Annotated in this window: 25 protein-coding genes; all 25 read left to right on the forward strand. The window is 54.7% G+C overall.

What is annotated here, in order from left to right:
• Positions 1-12: 12 nt before the first annotated feature.
• The 25 genes from hslU to pgsA all read left to right on the forward strand — a co-directional run bounded on the left by hslU (position 13) and on the right by pgsA (position 22043).
• The gene (gene hslU, locus DESAC_RS12320; RefSeq protein WP_013707404.1) at positions 13-1404 is read left to right on the forward strand and encodes an ATP-dependent protease ATPase subunit HslU; all 1392 of its coding nucleotides are present in this window, start codon (positions 13-15) and stop codon (positions 1402-1404) included.
• A gap of 60 nt (positions 1405-1464) precedes the next feature.
• A complete protein-coding gene (locus DESAC_RS12325; RefSeq protein WP_013707405.1) occupies positions 1465-1836 on the forward strand; it encodes a four helix bundle protein in 372 nt (123 codons plus the stop codon).
• 37 nt (positions 1837-1873) lie between these two features.
• Complete coding sequence (gene argB / locus DESAC_RS12330) at positions 1874-2758, forward strand: acetylglutamate kinase (RefSeq protein ID WP_013707406.1); 885 nt, start codon at positions 1874-1876, stop codon at positions 2756-2758.
• Between the two features lie 76 nt (positions 2759-2834).
• On the forward strand, positions 2835-4073 hold the full coding sequence (locus tag DESAC_RS12335) for an acetylornithine transaminase (protein WP_013707407.1): 1239 nt from the start codon (positions 2835-2837) through the stop codon (positions 4071-4073).
• A 59-nt stretch (positions 4074-4132) separates the two neighbouring features.
• The gene (gene argF, locus DESAC_RS12340) at positions 4133-5053 is read left to right on the forward strand and encodes an ornithine carbamoyltransferase (RefSeq protein ID WP_041283968.1); all 921 of its coding nucleotides are present in this window, start codon (positions 4133-4135) and stop codon (positions 5051-5053) included.
• A 200-nt stretch (positions 5054-5253) separates the two neighbouring features.
• A complete protein-coding gene (locus DESAC_RS12345) occupies positions 5254-5535 on the forward strand; it encodes a type II toxin-antitoxin system Phd/YefM family antitoxin (protein WP_013707409.1) in 282 nt (93 codons plus the stop codon).
• Positions 5536-5690: 155 nt separating this feature from the next.
• The gene (locus DESAC_RS12350) at positions 5691-5894 is read left to right on the forward strand and encodes a RelB antitoxin-like protein (protein WP_013707410.1); all 204 of its coding nucleotides are present in this window, start codon (positions 5691-5693) and stop codon (positions 5892-5894) included.
• A 65-nt stretch (positions 5895-5959) separates the two neighbouring features.
• On the forward strand, positions 5960-6784 hold the full coding sequence (locus tag DESAC_RS12355; protein WP_083800291.1) for a potassium channel family protein: 825 nt from the start codon (positions 5960-5962) through the stop codon (positions 6782-6784).
• A 17-nt stretch (positions 6785-6801) separates the two neighbouring features.
• A complete protein-coding gene (locus DESAC_RS12360; RefSeq protein ID WP_013707412.1) occupies positions 6802-8004 on the forward strand; it encodes an argininosuccinate synthase in 1203 nt (400 codons plus the stop codon).
• Positions 8005-8039: 35 nt separating this feature from the next.
• Positions 8040-8471 carry an SdpI family protein gene (locus DESAC_RS12365; RefSeq protein WP_013707413.1) on the forward strand — a complete coding sequence of 144 codons (432 nt, stop codon included), beginning with the start codon at positions 8040-8042 and terminating at the stop codon, positions 8469-8471.
• Between the two features lie 819 nt (positions 8472-9290).
• Entirely contained in the window at positions 9291-9797 is a 507-nt protein-coding gene (locus DESAC_RS17040) for an REP-associated tyrosine transposase (RefSeq protein ID WP_013707414.1), read from the forward strand.
• A gap of 83 nt (positions 9798-9880) precedes the next feature.
• Positions 9881-11278, forward strand: a complete 1398-nt coding sequence (argH, locus tag DESAC_RS12375; protein ID WP_013707415.1) for an argininosuccinate lyase — start codon at positions 9881-9883, stop codon at positions 11276-11278.
• 81 nt (positions 11279-11359) lie between these two features.
• The gene (locus DESAC_RS12380) at positions 11360-12421 is read left to right on the forward strand and encodes a fibronectin type III domain-containing protein (protein ID WP_013707416.1); all 1062 of its coding nucleotides are present in this window, start codon (positions 11360-11362) and stop codon (positions 12419-12421) included.
• A 226-nt stretch (positions 12422-12647) separates the two neighbouring features.
• Positions 12648-13910 (forward strand): diaminopimelate decarboxylase, encoded by a 1263-nt coding sequence (gene lysA / locus DESAC_RS12385; RefSeq protein ID WP_013707417.1) that lies wholly within the window; start codon positions 12648-12650, stop codon positions 13908-13910.
• 34 nt (positions 13911-13944) lie between these two features.
• Positions 13945-14766, forward strand: a complete 822-nt coding sequence (gene dapF, locus DESAC_RS12390; RefSeq protein ID WP_013707418.1) for a diaminopimelate epimerase — start codon at positions 13945-13947, stop codon at positions 14764-14766.
• A 15-nt stretch (positions 14767-14781) separates the two neighbouring features.
• A complete protein-coding gene (dapA, locus tag DESAC_RS12395; protein ID WP_013707419.1) occupies positions 14782-15654 on the forward strand; it encodes a 4-hydroxy-tetrahydrodipicolinate synthase in 873 nt (290 codons plus the stop codon).
• Between the two features lie 94 nt (positions 15655-15748).
• Positions 15749-16552: a 4-hydroxy-tetrahydrodipicolinate reductase gene (dapB, locus tag DESAC_RS12400; RefSeq protein ID WP_013707420.1), complete on the forward strand. Its 804-nt coding sequence runs from the start codon at positions 15749-15751 to the stop codon at positions 16550-16552.
• A 259-nt stretch (positions 16553-16811) separates the two neighbouring features.
• Positions 16812-17570 carry a fumarylacetoacetate hydrolase family protein gene (locus DESAC_RS12405; RefSeq protein ID WP_013707421.1) on the forward strand — a complete coding sequence of 253 codons (759 nt, stop codon included), beginning with the start codon at positions 16812-16814 and terminating at the stop codon, positions 17568-17570.
• Positions 17571-17579: 9 nt separating this feature from the next.
• Entirely contained in the window at positions 17580-17918 is a 339-nt protein-coding gene (locus tag DESAC_RS12410) for a TFIIB-type zinc ribbon-containing protein (protein WP_013707422.1), read from the forward strand.
• A 264-nt stretch (positions 17919-18182) separates the two neighbouring features.
• Positions 18183-19349, forward strand: coding sequence for a pyridoxal phosphate-dependent aminotransferase (locus DESAC_RS12415; RefSeq protein WP_013707423.1), 1167 nt, complete (start codon positions 18183-18185; stop codon positions 19347-19349).
• Positions 19350-19364: 15 nt separating this feature from the next.
• Complete coding sequence (locus tag DESAC_RS12420; protein ID WP_013707424.1) at positions 19365-19853, forward strand: hypothetical protein; 489 nt, start codon at positions 19365-19367, stop codon at positions 19851-19853.
• A 98-nt stretch (positions 19854-19951) separates the two neighbouring features.
• Positions 19952-20449 carry a 2-amino-4-hydroxy-6-hydroxymethyldihydropteridine diphosphokinase gene (gene folK / locus DESAC_RS12425; protein ID WP_041283970.1) on the forward strand — a complete coding sequence of 166 codons (498 nt, stop codon included), beginning with the start codon at positions 19952-19954 and terminating at the stop codon, positions 20447-20449.
• Positions 20450-20456: 7 nt separating this feature from the next.
• Positions 20457-20705, forward strand: a complete 249-nt coding sequence (locus DESAC_RS12430; protein WP_013707426.1) for a YHS domain-containing protein — start codon at positions 20457-20459, stop codon at positions 20703-20705.
• 101 nt (positions 20706-20806) lie between these two features.
• Positions 20807-21466: a fructose-6-phosphate aldolase gene (gene fsa, locus DESAC_RS12435; RefSeq protein ID WP_013707427.1), complete on the forward strand. Its 660-nt coding sequence runs from the start codon at positions 20807-20809 to the stop codon at positions 21464-21466.
• Between the two features lies 1 nt (position 21467).
• Positions 21468-22043, forward strand: coding sequence for a CDP-diacylglycerol--glycerol-3-phosphate 3-phosphatidyltransferase (gene pgsA / locus DESAC_RS12440; protein WP_013707428.1), 576 nt, complete (start codon positions 21468-21470; stop codon positions 22041-22043).
• Positions 22044-22066: the final 23 nt, after the last annotated feature.

Below are 22066 nucleotides of genomic sequence, written 5' to 3' on the forward strand. Positions count from 1 at the left end.
AAGTATAAGAATATGGTTATTGAAATAAGCCAGGCTTTGTTACCCGTTAACGAACCGCCGCGGGGCGATCACCTGACCCCCCGGGAGATCGTCGCCGAGTTGGATAAATATATCATCGGCCAGGCCGACGCCAAGCGGTCGGTGGCTATCGCCCTGCGCAACCGCTGGCGCCGCCAGCAAATCCCCGAGGGTCTGCGGGATGAGATTGCCCCCAAAAACATCATCATGATCGGCCCCACCGGCGTCGGCAAAACCGAAATTGCCCGCCGGTTGGCCAAGCTGGCGCAATCGCCTTTTCTCAAAATCGAGGCTACCAAATTCACTGAAGTAGGCTATGTGGGTCGGGACGTGGAGTCCATGATCCGCGACCTGATGGAGCTGGCAGTAAATATGGTGAAGGCCGAAGCGCGGGAACAGGTCAAGGCCAAGGCCGAGGAAGTGGTAGAGGAGAGACTGCTGGATATCCTGCTACCCGGCGCCTCTAAACCGATTGCCGAGGTTGCAGAGCCGAACCGAACCGGGGTGGACCCCACCCGCGAAAAAATGCGGCAGCTGCTCCGGCAGGGCCGCCTGGATGAGCGCTTTATCGATCTGGAGGTCAGTCAACGGAACATCCCCATTGTGGAGATCTTTTCCAACGCTGGCATCGAGGAGATGGACATCAATTTTAAAGAGATGTTCGGCAATATCTTCCCGTCCCGGACCAAACAGCGGAAAGTCAAAATTTCGGAAGCCCGTGATATCCTTATGCAGGAAGAGGCACAGCGCCTTATCGATATGGACCGGGTGGTAAACGAGGCGCGGCGCAAAGTGGAACAGAGCGGCATCATCTTTCTGGATGAGATCGACAAGATCGTCGGCCGGGATCACGCCCGCGGGCCGGACGTCTCCCGGGAAGGGGTACAGCGAGACCTTCTCCCCATTGTCGAAGGCTCCACCGTCACTACCAAACACGGCATGGTGCGCACTGACCATATCCTTTTTATTGCCTCGGGGGCTTTTCACACCTCCAAACCGGCCGACCTCATTCCCGAAATGCAGGGCCGCTTCCCCATCCGGGTGGAACTTCAGTCCCTAGGGGTAGAAGAATTTAAACGCATCCTGACCGAACCCCAGAACGCCCTGATTAAACAATACCGGGCCTTGATGGCCACGGAGGGCATCGAGCTGGATTTCGACCCCGACGCCATCAAAGAGATCGCCGTCCTGGCCACGCAGGTCAACGAGCGCACCGAAAACATCGGCGCCCGGCGGCTGCACACGGTAATGGAGAAACTGCTGGAAGACATCTCCTTCCACGCCCCCGAATGGCAGCAGGGCACCATCACCATCACCGCCGACTACGTGCGCGAACGCCTGTCCGACCTGGTGGGGGATCAGGACTTGAGTAGATATATTCTCTAGGGCGTGCCGTGCACGCCAACAAACGGCGGGCGCGGCCCGCCCTATAATTGGCTGGGAGTGATGGTCATAAAGTCAAACTCCTATAGAGACCTGGAAGTTTGGAGGAAGGCAATTACTCTAGCCAAAAATATTTATGAATTAACCGATGCGTTTCCTAAAAAAGAAATGTTTGGCCTGAGTAGCCAGCTAACGAGGAATGGCGTTTCGGTAGCGTCGAATATAGCTGAAGGACAGGCCAGAAATTCCAGAAGGGAGTTTTTATATTTTTTGAATATATCTTTGGGATCATTGGCAGAAATAGAAACTCAAATCACTATTGCTAAAGAAATAGGTTATCTCTCTGACGAGATTCAGAACCGATTATTTTTATTAACCGATGAGTTAACGGGAATGATAAAAGGTTTGATGAATCATCTCAAACAGAACATCTAAATCTTTTTCTCGAAACTCGAAACTCGAAACTTCCCTTATGCAGGAATGGATCAAAAAAGCCGACGTCCTCATCGAAGCCCTGCCCTATATGCGGCGGTTTCAGGGGCAGACGCTGGTGATCAAATACGGCGGTCATGCCATGAAGGACGAAGACCTGAAGCGGGGTTTCGCCCAGGACATTGTGCTGCTGAAGTATTTGGGACTGAACCCGGTGGTGGTGCATGGCGGCGGGCCACAGATCAGCCAGACCCTGAAGCGCATGGGTATCGAATCCCGTTTTATTGAGGGCATGCGGGTCACCGACGGCGAGACCATGAACGTGGTGGAAATGGTGCTGGTCGGTAAGGTGAATAAAGAGATCGTCAGCCTGATCAATACCGCCGGCGGCCGCGCCGTGGGGCTCTCCGGTAAAGACGGACAGCTCATCCGGGCTCAAAAGATGCACCTCTACCGGCCTCGGGGGGACGAAGAGCCGCCCGAGATCATCGATATCGGCATGGTGGGAGAGGTGACCGCCATCCAGACGGGGGTCATTGAAACCCTGCAGGCCAGCAATTTTATCCCGGTGATTGCGCCGGTGGGCGTCGGGAAAGAGGGCGAAACCTATAATATCAACGCCGATCTGGTAGCTTCACAGGTTGCTGGGGCCCTGAAAGCCGCCAAATTGATCCTATTAACGGATGTCGAAGGCGTCCTCGATCCCGAAGGCAACGTCTTATCCACCCTCACCCGGGTCGATGTCCTGGACGGCCTCGACCGGGAGATCATCACCGGCGGCATGATACCCAAGGTCAATTGTTGTCTGGAGGCGCTTAGGAACGGGGTGGCCAAGGCCCATATCATCAATGGCCGCACACCGCATTCGGTATTGTTGGAGATTTTCACCGATCAGGGTATTGGTACCCAAATCATCTGCCAGTAAGTCCGGTCCGGAGAGATTGGGTATCAGACCATCTTCTAGAGAAAAAAACTTGTGCCTCTTTGGAGATCTTGCAGACATGAAAACTGATATACCTATACCCGATACTCGTAACTCGAAACTCGAAACTCACTCTGCAAGTGCTGCGTGGATGAACCGGGGCAAACGCACCTTAATGAACACCTATGCGCGCCAGCCCATGGTGCTAATGCGGGGTCAGGGCGTCCGGCTCTGGGACCTGGACGGCAAGGAATACCTGGATTTTCTGGCCGGAATTGCGGTGTGCAACCTGGGACACGCCCATCCGGCCATAACCGAGGCGGTCTGTCGACAGGTTCAGGACTTGGTGCATGTATCCAATCTGTATCACACCATCCCTCAGATCAAATTAGCCGAACGGCTGGTGGAGCTGAGTTTTGCCGACCGGGTGTTTTTCTGCAACAGCGGCGCCGAAGCCAATGAGGGCGCCATTAAGCTCTGCCGGCGTTATAGTTGGCAAAAATTCGGACCTGACCGCTATAAGATCATCTGCGCCGCCAATTCCTTCCACGGCCGCACCCTGGCAACATTGTCAGCTACCGGCCAGGAGAAGTTCTGGCAGGGATTTGCGCCGCTCCTGCCCGGTTTTGTCTTCGTTCCTTTTAATGACCCGGCTGCCTTAGAGGCGGCCATTGACAACCAGACCTGTGGCGTGCTGTTGGAACCGGTCCAAGGCGAGGGTGGAGTCAAAATACCCACCGCCGATTATTTTCCGGAGGTGCGGAACTTATGCGATAAACATAACCTGCTGCTGATATTGGATGAAATTCAGGTCGGCTTAGGTCGAACGGGCAGACTCTTCGCCCATGAGCACTTCGGCATCACTCCGGACATCATGACCCTGGCCAAGGGTTTGGCCAACGGCCTGCCCATCGGGGCGCTCCTGGTCACGGAGGAGGTGGCAGCGGGTTTCGTTCCGGGGACGCACGCCAGCACCTTTGGCGGCGGGCCGGTGGTGACCGCCGCGGCCCTGACGGTCTTGGAGATCCTGGCGCAGCCCGATTTCCTGGCCGAAGTCAAGGCCAAAGGCGAGTATTTCCTGAATGGCCTGCGCCAATTGCAGCCCCGGCATCGTTTCATCCAAGAGGTTCGGGGTTTGGGGCTCATCTTAGGAATAGAGATCGACGGCGATGGCGTTCCGTTAGTGGACTCCTGCCGGGAGAAAGGCGCCCTGATCAACTGCACCCAAGGGAATGTGCTGCGCTTCCTGCCGCCGCTTGTCGTCAGCCGGGAGGAGATCGACCGGTTCCTGGCTATTTTGGATGATGTTTTACCGTAGCGTTGTTAGCAATGCATGGGGGGCGGGTAACCCGACCCCTCCAGAATGCGAATAATACAATGAACCGCGACCTGTTGACTATATTGGATTTAACTGCTGCCGAGATCTACCAACTCCTGGAAAGGGCCGCGGCGCTGAAGGTCTTGCACCAACAAGACCACGATCCCAAGCCGCTGGCCGGAAAGACCCTGGCCCTGATCTTCGAGAAACCCTCGACACGTACCCGGGTCTCTTTTGAAGCCGGCATTGCCCACCTGGGCGGCAGCACCATTTATCTAGGCCGCAATGACAGCCAACTCTCCCGCAGTGAACCGATTGCCGATACGGCCCGGGTCCTGGCCCGCTATGTGGACGGCATCGTCATCCGCACCTTCGGCCATGATATTGTGGAGGACATGGCTCGCTGGGCTGACATCCCCGTCATCAACGGCCTGACCGACAGTCATCACCCCTGCCAGGTCTTAAGCGACTTGCAGACTATCCAGGAGCGCTTCGGCCGGGTGACGGACTTAAAGGTTGCCTGGATCGGCGACGGCAACAACATGGCCAACTCCTGGATTACTGCGGCCCTGCGCCTGGATTTCAGCCTGTCTCTGGCCTGCCCGCCGGGCTACGAACCGGACGCCGGACTGTTGCAGCAGGCCCGCCAAGAGGGGCGGCCTATTTATCTCCAGGATGATCCTGTCCGGGCCGTACAGGAGGCCCATGTCATCAATACCGACGTCTGGGCCTCTATGGGACAGGAGGCTGAAGCTAAGGCGAGAAAAAAGGTCTTTGCCCCCTACCAGGTGAACGGCGCTCTCCTGCAGCACGCCCGGCCCGATGCCATCATCCTGCACTGCCTGCCGGCCCACCGGGGAGAGGAAATCACCGGCGAGGTCCTGGACGGCCCCCAGTCCGCTGCCTGGGACCAGGCCGAGAACCGGCTGCACCTGCAGAAGGCGCTGCTGGAATGGCTGATCGGGTGGGATACGCCTTGATATTGTGGGAGAAATGGGGGGGTGGAGGCGGCTCAGTAAGAGAAAATGGTAGGCAGTATCCATGATACATTCCTACACAACTGGTTGACAGATTGAATGTCGGAAGAAAATAAGCCGATAAAATCTGGTGGCACAGGCTTGCTAGCCTGTGCAAAAATAGTGGTCGTTGCCCATCCCTAATGAGCTTTTGGAGTAATACGATGACCGCACCTGCCCAAATAATGACTGAGGAACCGTCGGTCAGTATGGAACTATTAGATAATTTTAAAGAATTTTCCCTTTTACTCGAACGGGCCTTGCTGTCCGGAGAAAGAGTAGTGATCACCCGCCAAGGCAAACCCATGGGGGCCATTGTGCCTTGGGAGGATGTGGAGATTTTGCGAGCCTTGGAGGACAGAGTGGATGGAGAGGCGGCGGCAGAAGCCCTGAAGGAACCGGGAGTGCTTTCTCTGGAAGAGGTTGAACGCGACCTGGGACTATAGGTTTCGTGGCCTACGACATCACCTTTAAACCGGCGGCGTGGGACTAGGCCAAGAACCGCCTGCATTTCCAGAAGGCCCGCTGGAGTGGTTAATCGGGTGGGATAGTCCGTGATGGTAAATGCCAACTGGCGACAAGAAAGGAAAAGGGGATTGCTATGCCTACCTTGCACGAACGATTTATCACCGATGCCAATGGCAATCGGATTGGCGTGGTTTTAGATATTGCCGACCATCAAAGATTATTAGAAGAATTGGAAGAGCTGGAATCCATTCGTGCTTACGATGCCGCCAAGGCATCCGGGGAGGAGATTATCCCCTTTGAGCAGGCCGTGGCTGAAATTGAACATCAACCGCGATGAAATACCATATTTCCATGGGAAGGCGCGCTCAGAAAGAACTATTCAATTTTCAGTAGCATAAATTTATGAATGATGAAAGAAAAAGATTACCAAAAATGAATTTATATAATAATGATATTTCTGACCCCAAGGCAAAAGCATTTTTTGAAGAAGCTTTCAAATTATGTAAAAATTCTAAGGAAAGCGATGTAAAAAAATTCATTGAGAATAATAGACTTGCATCAAGTCCTGAAGAACATGTCAAGGCTGGCTTCTATTCTCTTGCTGTTGCAAAATTTAATAAAGAAATAGATAAAGAAGAGTCAGGAAAGTATTTCCATTATGCAGGCCATATATTAAAAATCACAAATTATATTAATCAAGCTGCAAGAGCATACGCTAATGCAGGTTCTGTATTAAAAGATTGTCAAGATAGCAAAAACATAGAACTTGCCGTAAGATCTTTTGCTCAATCAAAAAATTGTTATTTTGACATCGGAAATTCTGAATTGTCAGAGAAGATGTATATTGAAGAACAAGAAACTAAAATAAAATTACTTACATCAAAAAAAGTTTCTTGTTTTTCCTTAAAAATATGGAAATTATCAAGCATTTTTGGAACTAGTTTTCAAAGATGGTATTGTATTGTGTTGCTTTTTATATTGTTATTTTCTTTTCTTTATGAATATCTTTATCGATATAAATATATTATAATCAATGGACAAAGCAAATGGCATAACATTATATCACCTGTTTATTTTTCAATTGTGACAATATCCACATTAGGTTATGGTGATATTTTTCCAATAAGATGGGAAGCGCAATTAGTAATCATTTTTAATATTTTTATAGGTTATTTATTACTTGGACTTGGAATAGGTATTATAACAAGAAAGATAAAAGGACATTGATTCTGGAGAAGGTCACTATGAATGAACTAAATAAAATCGTCCTGGCCTACTCCGGCGGCCTCGATACCTCGGTCATCCTCAAGTGGCTCATGGAGACCTACCAATGCCCGGTGGTGGCCTATGCCGCCGATTTGGGGCAGGGGGATGAGTTGTCCGAGGTGGCGGTGAAGGCCAAGGCCACCGGCGCCGCGGAAGTACATATCCTGGATTTGAAGGAAGAGTTTGCCCGAGATTTCATCTTTCCCATGTTCCGGGCCAATGCCCTCTATGAAGGAGCCTATCTGCTGGGCACCTCCATCGCCCGGCCCCTCATTGCCAAGGCCCAGGTGGAGGTGGCCAAAAAGACCGGGGCCGACGCGGTGAGCCATGGGGCCACCGGCAAGGGCAACGACCAGGTGCGTTTTGAACTGACCTACATGGCCCTGGCCCCGGAGCTGAAGATCATCGCCCCCTGGCGGGAATGGGGTCTGCAGGGCCGGGCCGACTGCGTCGCCTACGCCGAAAAGCACGGCATTCCGGTGCCGGTGACTCAAGAGAAGCCCTATTCCAGCGACCGCAATTTATTGCACATTAGCTTTGAGGGGGGCATTTTGGAAGACCCCTGGGCCGAACCCCCGGCGGATATGTTTGTGCTCACCCAATCCCCCCAGGAGGCCCCCAATACCCCCCAGTACCTCGAGATTGACTTTGCGTCCGGGGACCCGGTGGCGGTGGACGACAAGAAAATGAGTCCGTTCCAGATCATCGACCACCTGAACAAGGTAGGCGGCGAGCACGGCATCGGCCGGGTGGACCTGGTCGAAAATCGCTATGTGGGCCTGAAATCCCGCGGCGTCTATGAGACCCCGGGCGGCACGATCCTGCGGGCGGCACACCACGCCGTGGAGTCCCTCACCCTGGACCGGGAGGTCATGCATCTGCGGGACAGCCTCATCCCCCGCTACGCCGAACTGGTCTATTACGGCTATTGGTTTGCGCCGGAGCGCACCGCCCTCCAAGCCCTCATTGACGAGGCCCAGAAACCGGTGACGGGCACGGCCCGCTTGCAATTATACAAGGGAAATGTTACCGTAGTGGGCCGCAAGGCTCCGAAGTCACTCTACCGCCCCGATCTCGTGACCTTCGAGGCCGGAGGCGACTACCAGCAGGCCGACGCTACCGGCTTCATCCGCCTCAATGCCCTGCGCCTGAAGATCCGGGCCAAGTTGGGAGAGCGTTAAGGAACGTTGATCATAATCATCAGAAAGATGGATGCATGATTCCTCCCCTGCCGCTCTTTATCGTGGGAGCCGTGTTGTGCGGCCTGAGTATTTTGATGTTGTGCTGGCATCCGGGGCCCAACGCCTGGATCGGGGTGCGGTTGCCGTGGACCTATGCCGACCGGGAGCTGTGGGATACATCCTGGCGTTTGGGAATCGTATTGGTCCTGGGTATGGGGTTGGGGGCATTCATCTCGTGGCAGGTTTTCATCGCGGCCACGGTGGTGTTACTGGGGGTGAGCTTGGGCTGCCCCATGGTGATATACTACCGCAAATACGGCACCTTGCGTTTCTGGAAAGACCAGGGCTGGATTGCCTATCATCCGGTGGTGCGCTGTCGGCATTGCGGGCATTACCAGAAACTGCCCGACGATGCGGCCCTCTCCACGGCTCAATGCGAGGCGTGCGGTCGGCCGTACCGGATTTGAAATGACAGTCATAGGACGGCCCGCGGCCGCCGAAAAAAAATTGGCGTGCACGGCACGCCCTATGAAAAGCTTCTTACTTACTTGACTACGCCCCGATGCGAGGCGTCCAGTTTGCCGTGCCAGAATCGAAATAATAGGTCGGAAAGGGACTATAGGCTCTTTGTCACTTCCAGAATAAAACAAATTACACCATAGGGCGGCCCGCGGCCGCCGCTTAAAAAACGGCGTGCTCGGCTCGCCCTATGAAAAGCTTCTTACTTACTTGACTACGCCCCGATGCGAGGCGTCCAGTTTGCCGTGCCAGAATCGAAATAATAGGTCGGAAAGGGACTATAGGCTCTTTGTCACTTCCAGAATAAAACAAATTACACCATAGGGCGGCCCGCGGCCGCCGCTTAAAAACGGCGTGCTCGGCTCGCCCTATGAAAAGCTTCTTACTTACTTGACTACGCCCCGATGCGAGGCGTCCAGTTTGCCGTGCCAGAATCGAAATAATAGGTCGGAAAGGGACTATAGGCTCTTTGTCACTTCCAGAATAAAACAAAATATACCATAGGGCGGCCCGCGGCCGCCGCTTAAAAACGGCGTGCTCGGCTCGCCCTATGAAAAGCTTCTTACCTACTTGACTACGCCCCGATGCGAGGCGTCCAGTTTGCCGTGCCAGAATCGAAATAATAGGTCGGAAAGGGACTATAGGCTCTTTGTCACTTCCAGAATAAAACAAAATATACCATAGGGCGGCCCGCGGCCGCCGCTTAAAAAACGGCGTGCACGGCACGCCCTATGAAAAGCTTCTTATCTAAGAGCACTCATAGCAAAATGCCAAATTATCGCAGATTCTATTCTGGTACCCTTTGGTTCTTTACAGTTGTTACCTATAAAAGAAGGCCAATTCTCATAACCGATAACACAATTCATCTTCTTAGAATTGCGATGCACGAATGCCAAAACCAATATCCTTTTTCCATTGAGGCCTTGGTTGTATTGCCCGATCATTTACATTGTATATGGCGATTGGATCATTCGGATACAAATTATTCTCGCCAATGGAGCATAATCAAACGCCGATTTACTCAGGGTTTCAGAGATGGCAAGAAAAGAAATCCTCCTTTTTGGCAAAGCCGGTTTTGGGCCCATGTAATTAATGACGAACAGGATTTTGAAAACCATATGAATTATATCCATTATAATCCGGTAAAGCACGGGTATGTTGAAACCCCCCGAGATTGGCAATGGACCAGCCTACATCGATTGATAGAGGAAGGATTATACCCACCGAATTGGGGGGAATCAATACATATCCCCGATCATGTCGGCCGTGAATGATCAAGTCATAGGACGGCCCGCGGTCGCCGAAAAAAAATTGGCGTGCACGGCACGCCCTATAATAAGAGTTTTTACGGAAAACCATGCACAGCAACAACAAAGAAAAACCCTGGGGCGGGCGATTCGGCGGTGGCACCGCCAAGCTGGTGGAGGAATTCACCTGTTCCCTGCACTTTGATCGGCGCCTGTATCGCTATGATATCGCCGGGTCCATGGCCCATGCCCGCATGTTGGCCCGGCAGGGGATTCTGACCGCCGCGGAGGCTGAGGCCATCGTAAACGGGCTCCAGACGGTGCAGGGTGAGATCGACGCCGGGACGTTCCTTTTCGACCCTGGCGATGAAGACATCCACATGGCCGTAGAGCGGCGCCTGACGGCGATTATCGGGGAGGCCGGCCGCAAACTGCATACCGCCCGGAGCCGCAACGATCAGATAGCCTTGGATATCCGGCTGTTTCTACGGGATCAGGTCGGCGTCCTGATAGAGGCCCTGCAGGACCTGCGGCGGGCCGGGGTGCGGCTGGCCCGGCGTTATTTCAGCGTCATCCTGCCGGGCTATACTCACCTGCAGCGGGCCCAGCCGGTGCTCTTCAGCCACCACCTGTTGGCCTATGATGAGATGTGGCGGCGTGATCAGGGGCGGCTGCGGGACTGTCTGGTACGGTTCAATGTCTGCCCGCTCGGGGCGGCGGCGCTGGCCGGTTCCACCTTCCCGATCGACCCGCCCTATACCGCAGAACTGCTGGATTTCCCGGCCATCTTAAACAACAGTCTGGATGCCGTCAGCGACCGGGATTTTATCGTGGAGTTCGCCGCCGCCGCCAGTCTGATTATGGTGCATCTGAGCCGCCTGGCGGAGGAATTGATCCTGTGGTCCTCGGCGGAATTCGCCTTTATTGAAATTGCCGATGCCTTCTGCACCGGCTCATCTATCATGCCTCAAAAGAAGAACCCGGATGTGGCGGAGTTGATCCGAGGTAAAAGCGGTCGGGTTATCGGCCATCTCACCGGCCTCCTGGTAACCTTGAAAGGCCTGCCTCTGGCGTATAACCGGGACCTGCAGGAAGACAAAGAACCACTTTTTGACACCGTGGATACGGTATTGCCGTGCGTCCGCCTCATGGCCGGGGTGCTTGACAATCTCGCTTTAAAAAAGGAAAAAATCGCCGCCGCCTTGCAGGGGGGATTCCTGACGGCTACTGATATGGCGGACTATCTGGTCACCCAGGGCGTGCCGTTCCGCACCGCCCACGCGCAGGTAGGACAGACGGTGCGCTTCGCCGAGACCCAGGGCAAAGAGCTGGCAGATTTGACTCTGGAGGAAATCAAGCAGTTCGCACCATTGGCAGAAGCCGACCTTTTTGGGTGGCTGCAGATTGAGCAGTCCGTCAACCGGCGGTGCTCCCCCGGTGGTACTGCCGCCGGGCGGGTGGCGGAGGCCTTGGCCGCGGTGGAGCAGGAATTGGGACTGACTTCCTGAAATGGCGTAAGCTAATGTATTTTTATGAAATACTGATAATGGCAATACACCCGGAGGGGTTGTGCCATCACATATTATTCTATGAAACTGATTGATCTCTTTTTTCGGATAAGCCTGATTATTTTTCTCGGGGCCTTAATAGCCTGCGGCTGCGGCAAAAAAATGAATCCCATACCGCCGGATTCCCTGGTTCCCGGAGCGGTGCGCAATTTTACGGTAGTTCAGGATGGTCAGGGATTAAGCCTGCAATGGCTGTTCCCCAGGGTGAATATCGAAGGCCAGCCGCTCACCGATATCCAAGGTTTTCGGATTCTGCGCAGTCAGGACCGCCTGGATTCTACTGCCGCGTGTCCGCCGGAGTTGACCAGGCTGGCGGATATTGATCTGGCCTTTCCCCAGGCAGGGGAGGTTCAGGGAGAGCAGGTGCGATACCGGGATGAGATGCTGGAACCGGGTTATCGCTATTTTTATCAGATCGTGGGTTACGACCCGAACGGCAAACTTGGCCTGGAATCGCCTACTGTCTCGCGTGAGTGGGACATCCTTCCCCAAACGCCGGGAGGTTTAAAAGCGCAAGCCGGGGATCGACAGGTGCTGCTCACCTGGACGCCGGTAAACCTTCTGGCCAACGGCCGTCCTTTATCAGGTCCGGTGAGCTACAACGTCTACCGGCAGGCCCCAGGGGAGAGTTTTGTCGCCGCCAACCCCGAGCCGTTGGGAGAGCCAAGGTTTCAGGATATTGCAGTTCTTAACGATATCGACTATCGCTACCTGGTGCGGGCAGTGCGCCCTATCCGCTCAGATACCCTGGAAAGCCTCGATTCTGCCATACAAACGGCTAAACCCGAGGATCTGACTCCCCCGGCGCCGGTGCTCAACCTGGTGGCGGCGCCCACCATGAAGGGCCTGGAGTTGCGCTGGGAGGCCAGCCCGGAACCCGACCTGGCCGGTTATCGCCTCTACCGCCGCTCCCTGGCGGAACCGCAGTTCCGGCTGCTCAATACGCAGTTGCTCACTAAACCCTATTTTATAGACCAACAGACAACTAAAGGTGTAAGCTATTATTACTATGTGATCGCGGTCGATAACTCCCGCCGCGCCAACCCGAGCCAACCCTCTGAGGTGGTGGAGGCAACGCGCTAGTTCAGCCAAGTATATCGGTATTAGCAGGTTATATTAGAGACTGTTAAAAACGGTTTTTTTGTAACCTTGAGCAACGTGAATAATCTGATGTTTTTAAAAATACGGGATTCATCGCTCGGCTCAGGATGACAATCTCGTACATTTGGGAGTTTCGAAATAGCCTATACTGTGATATCTTCTTTTCCTTGAAACCGCAAACCGGATACTCCTTTACAGGTCGAGAGCGATGCACCATTTCCATTACTCCAACGGTCAGTTGTATTGTGAAGGCGTGGCCGTCGCCGCTATCGCCGCTAAGGTGGGCACTCCATTTTATCTGTACAGCCATGCCACGCTGCAACACCATTTCCAGGTCTTTGACCGGGCCTTTGGTGAAACCCCCCATCTGGTCTGTTTTGCCGTCAAGTCCAACTCCAATCTCGCCATCTTGCGGATTTTCATTAATCAGGGGGGCGGCGTGGATATCGTCTCCGGAGGGGAGCTCTTCCGGGCCCTCAGGGCCGGGGTGGCTCCAGGCAAGGTGGTGTATTCCGGTGTCGGCAAGCGGCCGGATGAGATCAGGTATGCCCTGGAACAGGGCATCCTCATGTTCAACATCGAATCGCCCCAGGAACTGCAGGTCCTCAATCAGGCCGCCGGTCAGATGGGCAGGCGGGCCCGCATTGCCTTAAGGGTCAATCCGGATGTGGACCCTCAGACCCACCCGTATATCTCCACCGGTCTGAAGCAGAATAAGTTTGGCATCGATATCGATCGGTCGGTGGCAGAATATTTAATCGCCAAGCAATTACCGCACCTGGAGATCGTAGGGGTGGCCTGTCACATCGGCTCACAGTTGACTCAGCTCTCTCCCTTCATCGAAACCCTGGGTCGTTTGAAGGAACTCATCGCTCGACTGCGGCGCGAGGATATCCAGATCCGCTATCTGGATATCGGCGGCGGCCTGGGTATTCAGTATAACGAAGAGACGCCCCCGCATCCGGTGGAATACGGCCGCAGCATCATTCAGGAATTGCAAGGCCTGGACTGCACCCTGATCCTGGAACCCGGTCGGGTGCTGGTCGGAAACGCCGGTATTCTCGTCACCAAGGTTTTATTTACCAAACAGACCGAAGCCAAATACTTTATCATCGCGGATGCGGCGATGAACGATCTGGCCCGCCCCAGCCTCTACGGCTCCTATCACGGCATACAGCCGGTAGTGGAGAAAGACCGGCGGGAAGTAACCGCCTCATTGGTCGGTCCTATCTGCGAGTCAGGCGACTTTTTGGCCAAAGACCGGCTGATGCCGGCATTTGATCCGGGCGAGCTGGTGGCGGTGATGAGCGCCGGGGCTTATGGCTTCACCATGAGTTCGAATTACAATTCCCGCCCCCGGGTCCCGGAAATTTTGGTGCACAAAAATGAGTTTTATGTTATCAGACAACGAGAAACCTACGAAGATCTGATTCGGGGTGAAGAAATACCGATATGTCTAACCGGCGGTTAATCTGGGAAGACTCTGTGATGGTTAATATCCTTTTATGAACCGTATTCCCTTCTGGAAAATGCAGGGCAGCGGCAACGATTTTGTTCTCATCGACCACCGCCGATCTTTCATCAGCGATGGCGAGCGCGCCGGTTTTGCCCGAAAAGTCTGCGCCCCTAAATTTGGGGTAGGGGCCGATGGGCTGATTTTTCTTGAGTCGTCGGCAACGGTCGATTTCCGGTGGCGCTTTTTTAACGCCGACGGCTCTGAGGCCGAGATGTGTGGCAACGGTGGCCGCTGCGCCGCCCGCTTCGCCTATTTGCATGGCATTGCCGGGGAAAAGATGGCATTCGAAACCCTGGCCGGGGTCATCCATGCCGAAGTCCTGGACCGACGGGTGAAACTCGAATTAAGTCCGCCCCACGGTCTCAGGCTTGGCCTGGAAATTCCGCTGTCGGCCAAGACCTGGACCGGCCATTTCATCAACACCGGTGTCCCCCATGTAGTCCTGCCGCTTGCCGATCTTGAGGCCGCTCCGGTGACGGAAGTAGGCCGGGCCATACGGTTTCATAGTCTATTCGAACCGGCCGGCACCAACGTCAATTTTATCCGACGTTCAGGCTTCCGGGAATTACAGGTGAGAACATATGAACGGGGCGTTGAAGCCGAGACTCTGGCCTGCGGCACCGGCTCCGTGGCCGCGGCCCTGATCGCCTCCCGCCTGTGGGGTATGGCCTCACCAGTCGTTGTCCACCCTGCCAGCGGTGAAACCTTAAAGATTTATTTTGATGCTGCAGGGGATATTTTTCGGTCAGTATTTCTGGAAGGCGGCGCTGCGGTAGTCTTCCAGGGTGAATTATGGCGCGATGAATTGTAGTAAGGAGGAGAAAGTATGATCCAAGGAGCTATTGTCGCCATCGTGACGCCGTTTAAGGATGGCCAGTTGGATGAAGAGACCTATCGGGAACTCATTGAGTTCCAGATTGCCGGCGGTACTCATGGCATCGTACCCTGCGGCACCACCGGGGAATCCGCCACCCTCTCCCACCACGAGCACAAGCGTGTGGTAGAAATCTGTATTGAGCAGGTGAAAAAACGGGTTCCGGTCATCGCCGGCACCGGTTCCAACAACACCGCCGAAGCGGTGGAGCTTACCAAACACGCCCAGTCAGCGGGAGCAGACGCCGCCCTGATGATTACTCCTTACTACAATAAACCGACTCAAGAAGGACTGTACCAACACTATAAAGCCATTGCCGAAGCCACGCACATCCCGATCATCGTCTATAACGTGCCGGGACGCACCAGCCTCAATCTGCTGCCCGAGACCGTAGCCCGGCTGGCAAAGCTGCCGAACATCATCGGTATTAAAGAGGCTACCGGCGACTTGAATCAGGGTGCCCGGGTAATCAGACTCTGCCCGGAAAATTTTATTGTGCTCTCGGGGGACGATTTCACCGCCCTCCCCCTCATGTGCCTCGGCGGCAGGGGCGTCATCTCAGTCATCTCGAATGTCGTTCCTGACGATATGGCCGGGATGTGCAATGCCTTCCTGTCTGGGAACCTCGGCACGGCCCGGAGCTTGCATTACAAAATGTGGCCTTTGATGGAGGCTATGTTTTTCGAGACCAACCCCGTACCCGCCAAGACCGCCCTGAAGCTGATGGGCAGGATCAGCGGCGAGGTGAGGCTGCCGCTATGCAATATGTCCCCCGCCAATGAGGAAAGACTGCGGCAGGTCATGGTAAATTACGGGCTGATCTAATATCATGACAAAATTGATGCCATGACAAAATCTGGTGGCATGACAAAATCTGGTGGCACCGGCTTCCAGCCGGTGCGGCGCTTTAGGTGAAAACATGATCAAAGCAATTGTTGGGGGAGCCGGCGGTCGCATGGGCGGCCGCATTATCCACATGTTGGCCGGGGCTGAGGGCATTGTCCTGGCTGCAGCCTTTGAAAAACCCGGACATCCCGCCGTCGGCCAGACGGTGGGAGAGGCCGTAGGCTTACCGGACAATAAGCTCAAGATAGCTGGCAGCCTGGCAGAAGTCCTGCCCGAAGGCGAGGTGATCATCGATTTTACCCATCCGGAGGTCTCCCTAAAACACCTCAGGCAGGCCGCTCCAGCGGGGAAGGCCATGGTCATCGGCACTACCGGCTTCTCTGCCGCCCAACTAGAGGAAATCAGAAATCTGTCAAAAAGCGCCCGGGTGGTGCTAGCTCCCAATATGAGCGTCGGCGTCAACCTGATGTTCAAGGTGGCGGCGGATATCGCGCAAGTCCTCAGCTCCGGCTATGATGTGGAGATCGTTGAGGCTCATCATCGTTTGAAAAAAGACGCCCCCAGCGGCACCGCCATGAAGCTGGCCCAGGTCATCGCGGCGGCCTTGGAGCGTGACCTGGATAAAGTCGGCGTCTATGAACGCAAGGGCATGATCGGCCAGCGGACCGACGCTGAAATCGGCATTCAGACCGTCCGGGCCGGCGATATTGTCGGCGAACACACTGTCATCTTCGGCGGTATCGGCGAACGGCTGGAGATCATCCACCGGGCTCACAACCGCGACAACTTCGCCCGCGGTGCGGTCCGGGCGGCCCAATGGATCGTCGGGCAGCCCTTCGGGTTCTATGATATGCAGGACGTCCTGGGATTGAAATAGATGTATGGCAACTTTTTCAGTTGTTTCGGGCGAATTCAAGATTCGCCCCTAGGGGAGGGGCCCGTTTGTGCTGTAATGCTGGATGGGGGGCACTGCCCACCATCCCTTGATCTATTATTCCCTCAGATAACTGAAGTATTGCGATGTATGACCTGATGCATGGCAACGCCGACCTTCGATGCAATAAGCCGACCTTTAATGCAATAAGCGGTAGCGCCGAACTCCAGGTCGGCCCAGTCTTTACCAGAGAGAATGATATATGCGGTTGATCCGCTTTGCTTATCAGGGACGGAGCCACTACGGCGTCTTAGATGACGACGTGGTCTTTCCCCTTACCGGGCCGCCAGTGGGTGATTTTGCTCTGCTCAAGTACTGTTTTTCTCTCTCTGAGGTGCAGTTGCTGGCGCCGTGCGAACCGAGCAAGATCATTGCCTTGGGACTCAACTACCGGGATCATGCGGCCGAAATGCGGATGGCACTACCGACCGAGCCGTTGATCTTCCTGAAACCCTCGACTGCGGTCATCGGACCGAGTACCCCGATTGTTTATCCGCCCCAATCCTGCCGCGTTGATTATGAAGCGGAATTAGGTGTGGTCATCGGTCGCCCTGTCTCAAAGGTAAGCGAAGCCAAGGCCAAAAACTATATCCTGGGCTACACCTGCGTCAACGACGTCACCGCCCGGGACCTGCAAAAAAAAGACGGCCAGTTTACCCGCTCTAAGAGCTTTGATACCTTTTGTCCCTTGGGACCCTGGATCGAAACCGATATCGCTGATCCCGACAACCTGGTGGTGGAGGCCATCCTCAATGGAGAACGTCGCCAGCACAGCACTACCCAAAATCTGGTCTTCGGGGTCGCCGCCCTGATAAGCTTCATCTCGCATATCATGACGCTCCTGCCGGGAGACGTCATCGCCACCGGCACCCCGTCCGGGGTGGGGCCCATGCAGCCCGGAGACCATATCGAAATCCGGGTGGAAGGGGTCGGTTCGTTGCATAATCATGTCACACGATGAGGTAAGTCTATGAAATGCCCTCTTTGCAATGTGGAACTTCGCATTACCGAAAGACAAGGGATCGAAATCGATTATTGCCCCCAATGCCGAGGGGTATGGTTGGATCGTGGTGAATTGGATAAGCTCATCGAACGTTCCTACAGCACCTCCCCGCCGCCCTCACCAGGATACCAGGAGCCGCGGGGATACCAACATCACCACGGGGAACGCCAACCGCAGTACCAGCAGCACTATCAACAACAGCCGCAGTACCAGCAGCAGCAATATCAACAGCCTGATCAGCCCCATGGACATCAAAAAAGCCGCAAAAAACGGGGATTTTTAGAAGACCTGTTCGATTTTGATTAATGCGGTCTGGCAACTCGATGCGTGGAGGTATCTTCTCGTATGAAATTTGGTGGTGCAGGCTTTCCAGCCGGCATGCCCATGCACAGGCCAGGTGGCCTATGCCACCAATCATCTATATGAAAACAGTGAGCAGTAGGCGGTGAGCGGTGAGCAGAAAAAGCATTATTGTGAGCAGCTACCACGGTGCTGTTTTCGTATTTCGTTGTGACCACTAGAACATGACAATTTATATTTTGTTGTGTTCTCGAGAACATGAGGACTTTTATGACCAGGTTTACGCCCGCTGACCGACTCAAACAATTACCCCCATATCTGTTTAAGGAAATCGACCGCCTAAAGGATGAGGTGAAGGCTCGCGGGGTTGATATTATCGACCTGGGCGTGGGAGACCCCGATCTCCCGACCCCCCGGTTCATTATCCAACGCCTCCAGGAAGCTGCCCTGGACCCGAGCACCCACCGCTACCCGTCCTACTCAGGCATGAACGATTTCCGGGAAGCGGTAGTTCGCTGGTATCAACGTCGCTTTGGTGTGACTCTCGATCCGGAGCGAGAAGTTGTCACCCTCATCGGCTCCAAAGAAGGCATTGCCCATCTGCCACTAGCCTTTAACAACCCCGGTGACCTGAATCTGGTCACCAGCCCGGCCTATCCGGTCTATCATATCGGTACCCTGTTCGCCGGGGCCCATTCCCATTTCCTGCCCCTGCTGCGAGAGAATCATTTCCTCCCGGATCTGAGCCAGGTGTCCGGCGAAGTGGCTCGGCATGCCAAGATGCTCTTTTTCAACTACCCCAACAACCCTACTGGCGCAGTGGCGGATTTTGGCTTTTTTATCCAGGCGGCGGAATTCTGCCGGGAGCATAACATCATTGCGGTTCACGACGCGGCGTATACCGAAATGGCCTATGACGGCTTCAAGCCCCGCAGTTTCCTGGAAGTCCCGGGGGCCAAAGAGGTGGGCATCGAGTTTCATTCCCTGTCGAAAAGCTACAATATGACCGGCTGGCGGTTGGGCTTCGCCGTCGGACAGGCCGACGTCATCGCCGGGTTGGGAAAGATCAAAAGCAACATTGACTCCGGCGCCTTCAATGCCATCCAATACGCCGGCATCGCGGCGCTGGATTCGGATCAGTCAAGCATCCGGGAAAACTGCCGCATCCTGCAGGAACGCCGGGATATCCTTATCAGTGGCCTGAGAAAATTAGGCTACGCGGCGGTACCCCCCAAGGCCACCTTTTACGTCTGGCTGCCCACGCCCACGGGGTTCACTTCGGCCCAATTCACCGGTCTACTCCTGGAGCAGGCAGGCATCGTCACTACTCCCGGCAACGGTTTCGGCGCCCCCGGTGAGGGTTACATCCGCTTGGCCCTGACGGTGGACAAATCCCGCCTCGAAGAGGCCCTGGACCGTCTGGCGCGGTTAAGCTAACATCAAAGGATAACTATGCCCTCTCAACTTGATCAGGCCCGGCTGCTCGTGCCGGCGGCACAGAAGTTGGCCGCCTCCGCCTACTCCCCTCTTACCCAACAGTATCCCGAACTGGCGGTCATAATACAGGATGCCTCCGATAACCGCTGGGAGTTCTTTTTTGTCATCGCCAGCATCGGAGTTGCCCTGCTGCTGGCGCCGGTCCAGGTGGAGGCCGAAGTTCAATCCCAAGTCTGCGATGCCGTAGAGGGCGCCCTGGAGACCTGGCGGCCCCAGGGGTATCTGGCACTCAAAGATTTTTTTGAATTTGTCCGGCGTCATCAGGATGGGAAGGTCGAAATGCCAGCCGCTATCGGTGCCTGGGTAGTGTTAAATCTGAAACAAGCAAAGCCATCTGAGGAAGAAATCGCACTGGCCTGGCCCCTGGGTTTATTTTTCCTGCATAGTTTTAAGGATTGGTGGAACCTAACTTCGGAAACAGATGCCTCCGATGATAACAGTTAGAGCTTCTTGCAACACATTTGAATGTTCGGGGCAAGCCTGTCGGCCTACGTTACTCATTATACGCCTAGCGGATGCCTCGAGGGCGCGGCGAACGAGAGATGTCTGACTCCTGGTCCCTGGCGTATATCGGTTTGGGGGCCAATCTGGGTGATCCGGCCGATCAACTGGATGAAGCGCGTCGGCGTCTGGCCCAGATAGACGGGATAGAAATCACCCGAGTCTCCTCTTATTACACTACTCCACCCGTGGGAGTGTTGGACCAGCCCTGGTTTGTGAATGCCGTCGTTGAAATCCGAACGAGACTGGCGCCGTTGGCACTGCTCGACGTCCTCCAGGAAATCGAAAATGCCATGGGCCGGATCCGTAAAGAACGGTGGGGACCGCGCCTTGTTGATCTTGACCTGTTGTTGTATAATACCATGATTATACAGTCCCCGCGGTTGGTGATACCACACCCGGAAATGCACCGGCGCGGCTTTGTGCTTCTGCCTCTTGCGGAGATTGCTCCCCAGACCAGGCATCCGGTGTTGCATAAAACCGCCGCAACCCTTTTGGCCGAATTAGAACCGCAGGCAAAAGTGGCATACAAACTCTGAGGCACCCTTGATCCGTTTTATTATTCTCATTTTCGCGGGATATCTCGGGTTTAAATTAGCCCAAAGGATCGTTGCACATTTTTTCTCCCGCAAAATTCAAGGTTCCCCCCCTCCCCCCGAGGTGGAGAGTGAAGAATTAGTACAGGATCCGGTCTGCAAAACCTTTATTCCCCGCCGCAACGCCCTGAAAGCTCAGAAGGACGGGGTAGATTACTTTTTCTGTTCCGAAGGCTGCCGGAAGAAGTTTTTGCGGTAATGCCCCAGCCTGGTTGGCTCAGCAGCCATAACTGATGGACCTGGAAACATACACCTAAAAAACTCGCAGGATGAAGAACGCCCGTCACGAAGGAGAAGCCCATGAAATTTTTCATTGACACTGCGAATCTGGATGAAATCCGGCAAGCCCATGAATTGGGTCTGGTGGATGGCGTCACCACGAATCCATCCCTGTGTTCCAAAGCCGGTGTCACAGATATCGACGCCTTTCACCTGCAGATCAAAGATATCTGCCAACTGGTCCAGGCGCCGGTGAGCGCCGAGGTGCTCAGCACCGCCAGCGCTGACATGGTTGCCGAAGCCAAAAAGCTGGCCCGCATCCATGAACACGTAGTGGTCAAAATCCCCATGACGGCCGACGGCCTGAAGGCCACCCGGGTGCTCTCTCAGGAGGGCGTCAAGGTCAATGTCACCCTCGTTTTTCAGGCCCTCCAGGCCCTTTTGGCCGCCAAGGCCGGGGCCGCCTATGTCAGCCCTTTTATCGGCCGCCTGGACGATATCAGCCATACCGGCATGAATCTGGTTGAGGAGATCATGACCATCTATAATAATTATGGTTTTGAGACCGAAGTGATCGTTGCCAGTATCCGCAATCCCCTGCACATCCTGCAGGCTGCCATGGCCGGCGCCGATATTGCCACGATACCTTACAAGGTCATGATGCAGCTCATCCACCATCCTCTGACGGATATCGGTCTGGAAAAATTTCTGGACGACTGGAGGCGGGTACAGCAAGCCTGATATGGAAACTCAGCCGGCAATTTTTTGGAACCTGCCCAACGCCTTGACCGTATTGCGCATCGGCGCTATTCCAGTGCTCATTGCCTTAATGACTGTTCCAGGTCGGTTTGTAAGTTTCATGGCGGCGCTGGTCTTTCTGGCAGCCGGAATGACCGACCTGCTGGATGGTTTCTTTGCCCGCCGCCACCGGTTGGTCAGCCGCGTCGGCAAGTTTATGGACCCACTGGCCGACAAGCTTTTGGTCTCCGCCGCCCTGATCATGCTGATTCCTCTGGAACGGATAGAGGCTTGGCTGGTTTTCGTTATTATCGGACGGGAACTAGCAGTCACGGGTCTCCGAGCCATCGCCGCCTCGGAAGGCATGGTCATGGCTGCCGACCGTTGGGGCAAGCTCAAGACTATCTTCCAGATGGTCGCCCTCTTTGCCCTGATCCTGCATTACCCCTATCTATCGATCGACTTCCAGAGGTTGGGAACAGTCCTCATCTGGATAGCCGCCGCCATCACAGTCGCCTCCGGCACCGGCTATTTTCTGACCTTCTTTCATCCCGCCCAATCGACAAAATCGATAAAATAATCATTTTAGGCTTACTGTTTAAC

The sequence above is a fragment of the Desulfobacca acetoxidans DSM 11109 genome, from assembly GCF_000195295.1.
GTDB lineage: Bacteria > Desulfobacterota > Desulfobaccia > Desulfobaccales > Desulfobaccaceae > Desulfobacca > Desulfobacca acetoxidans.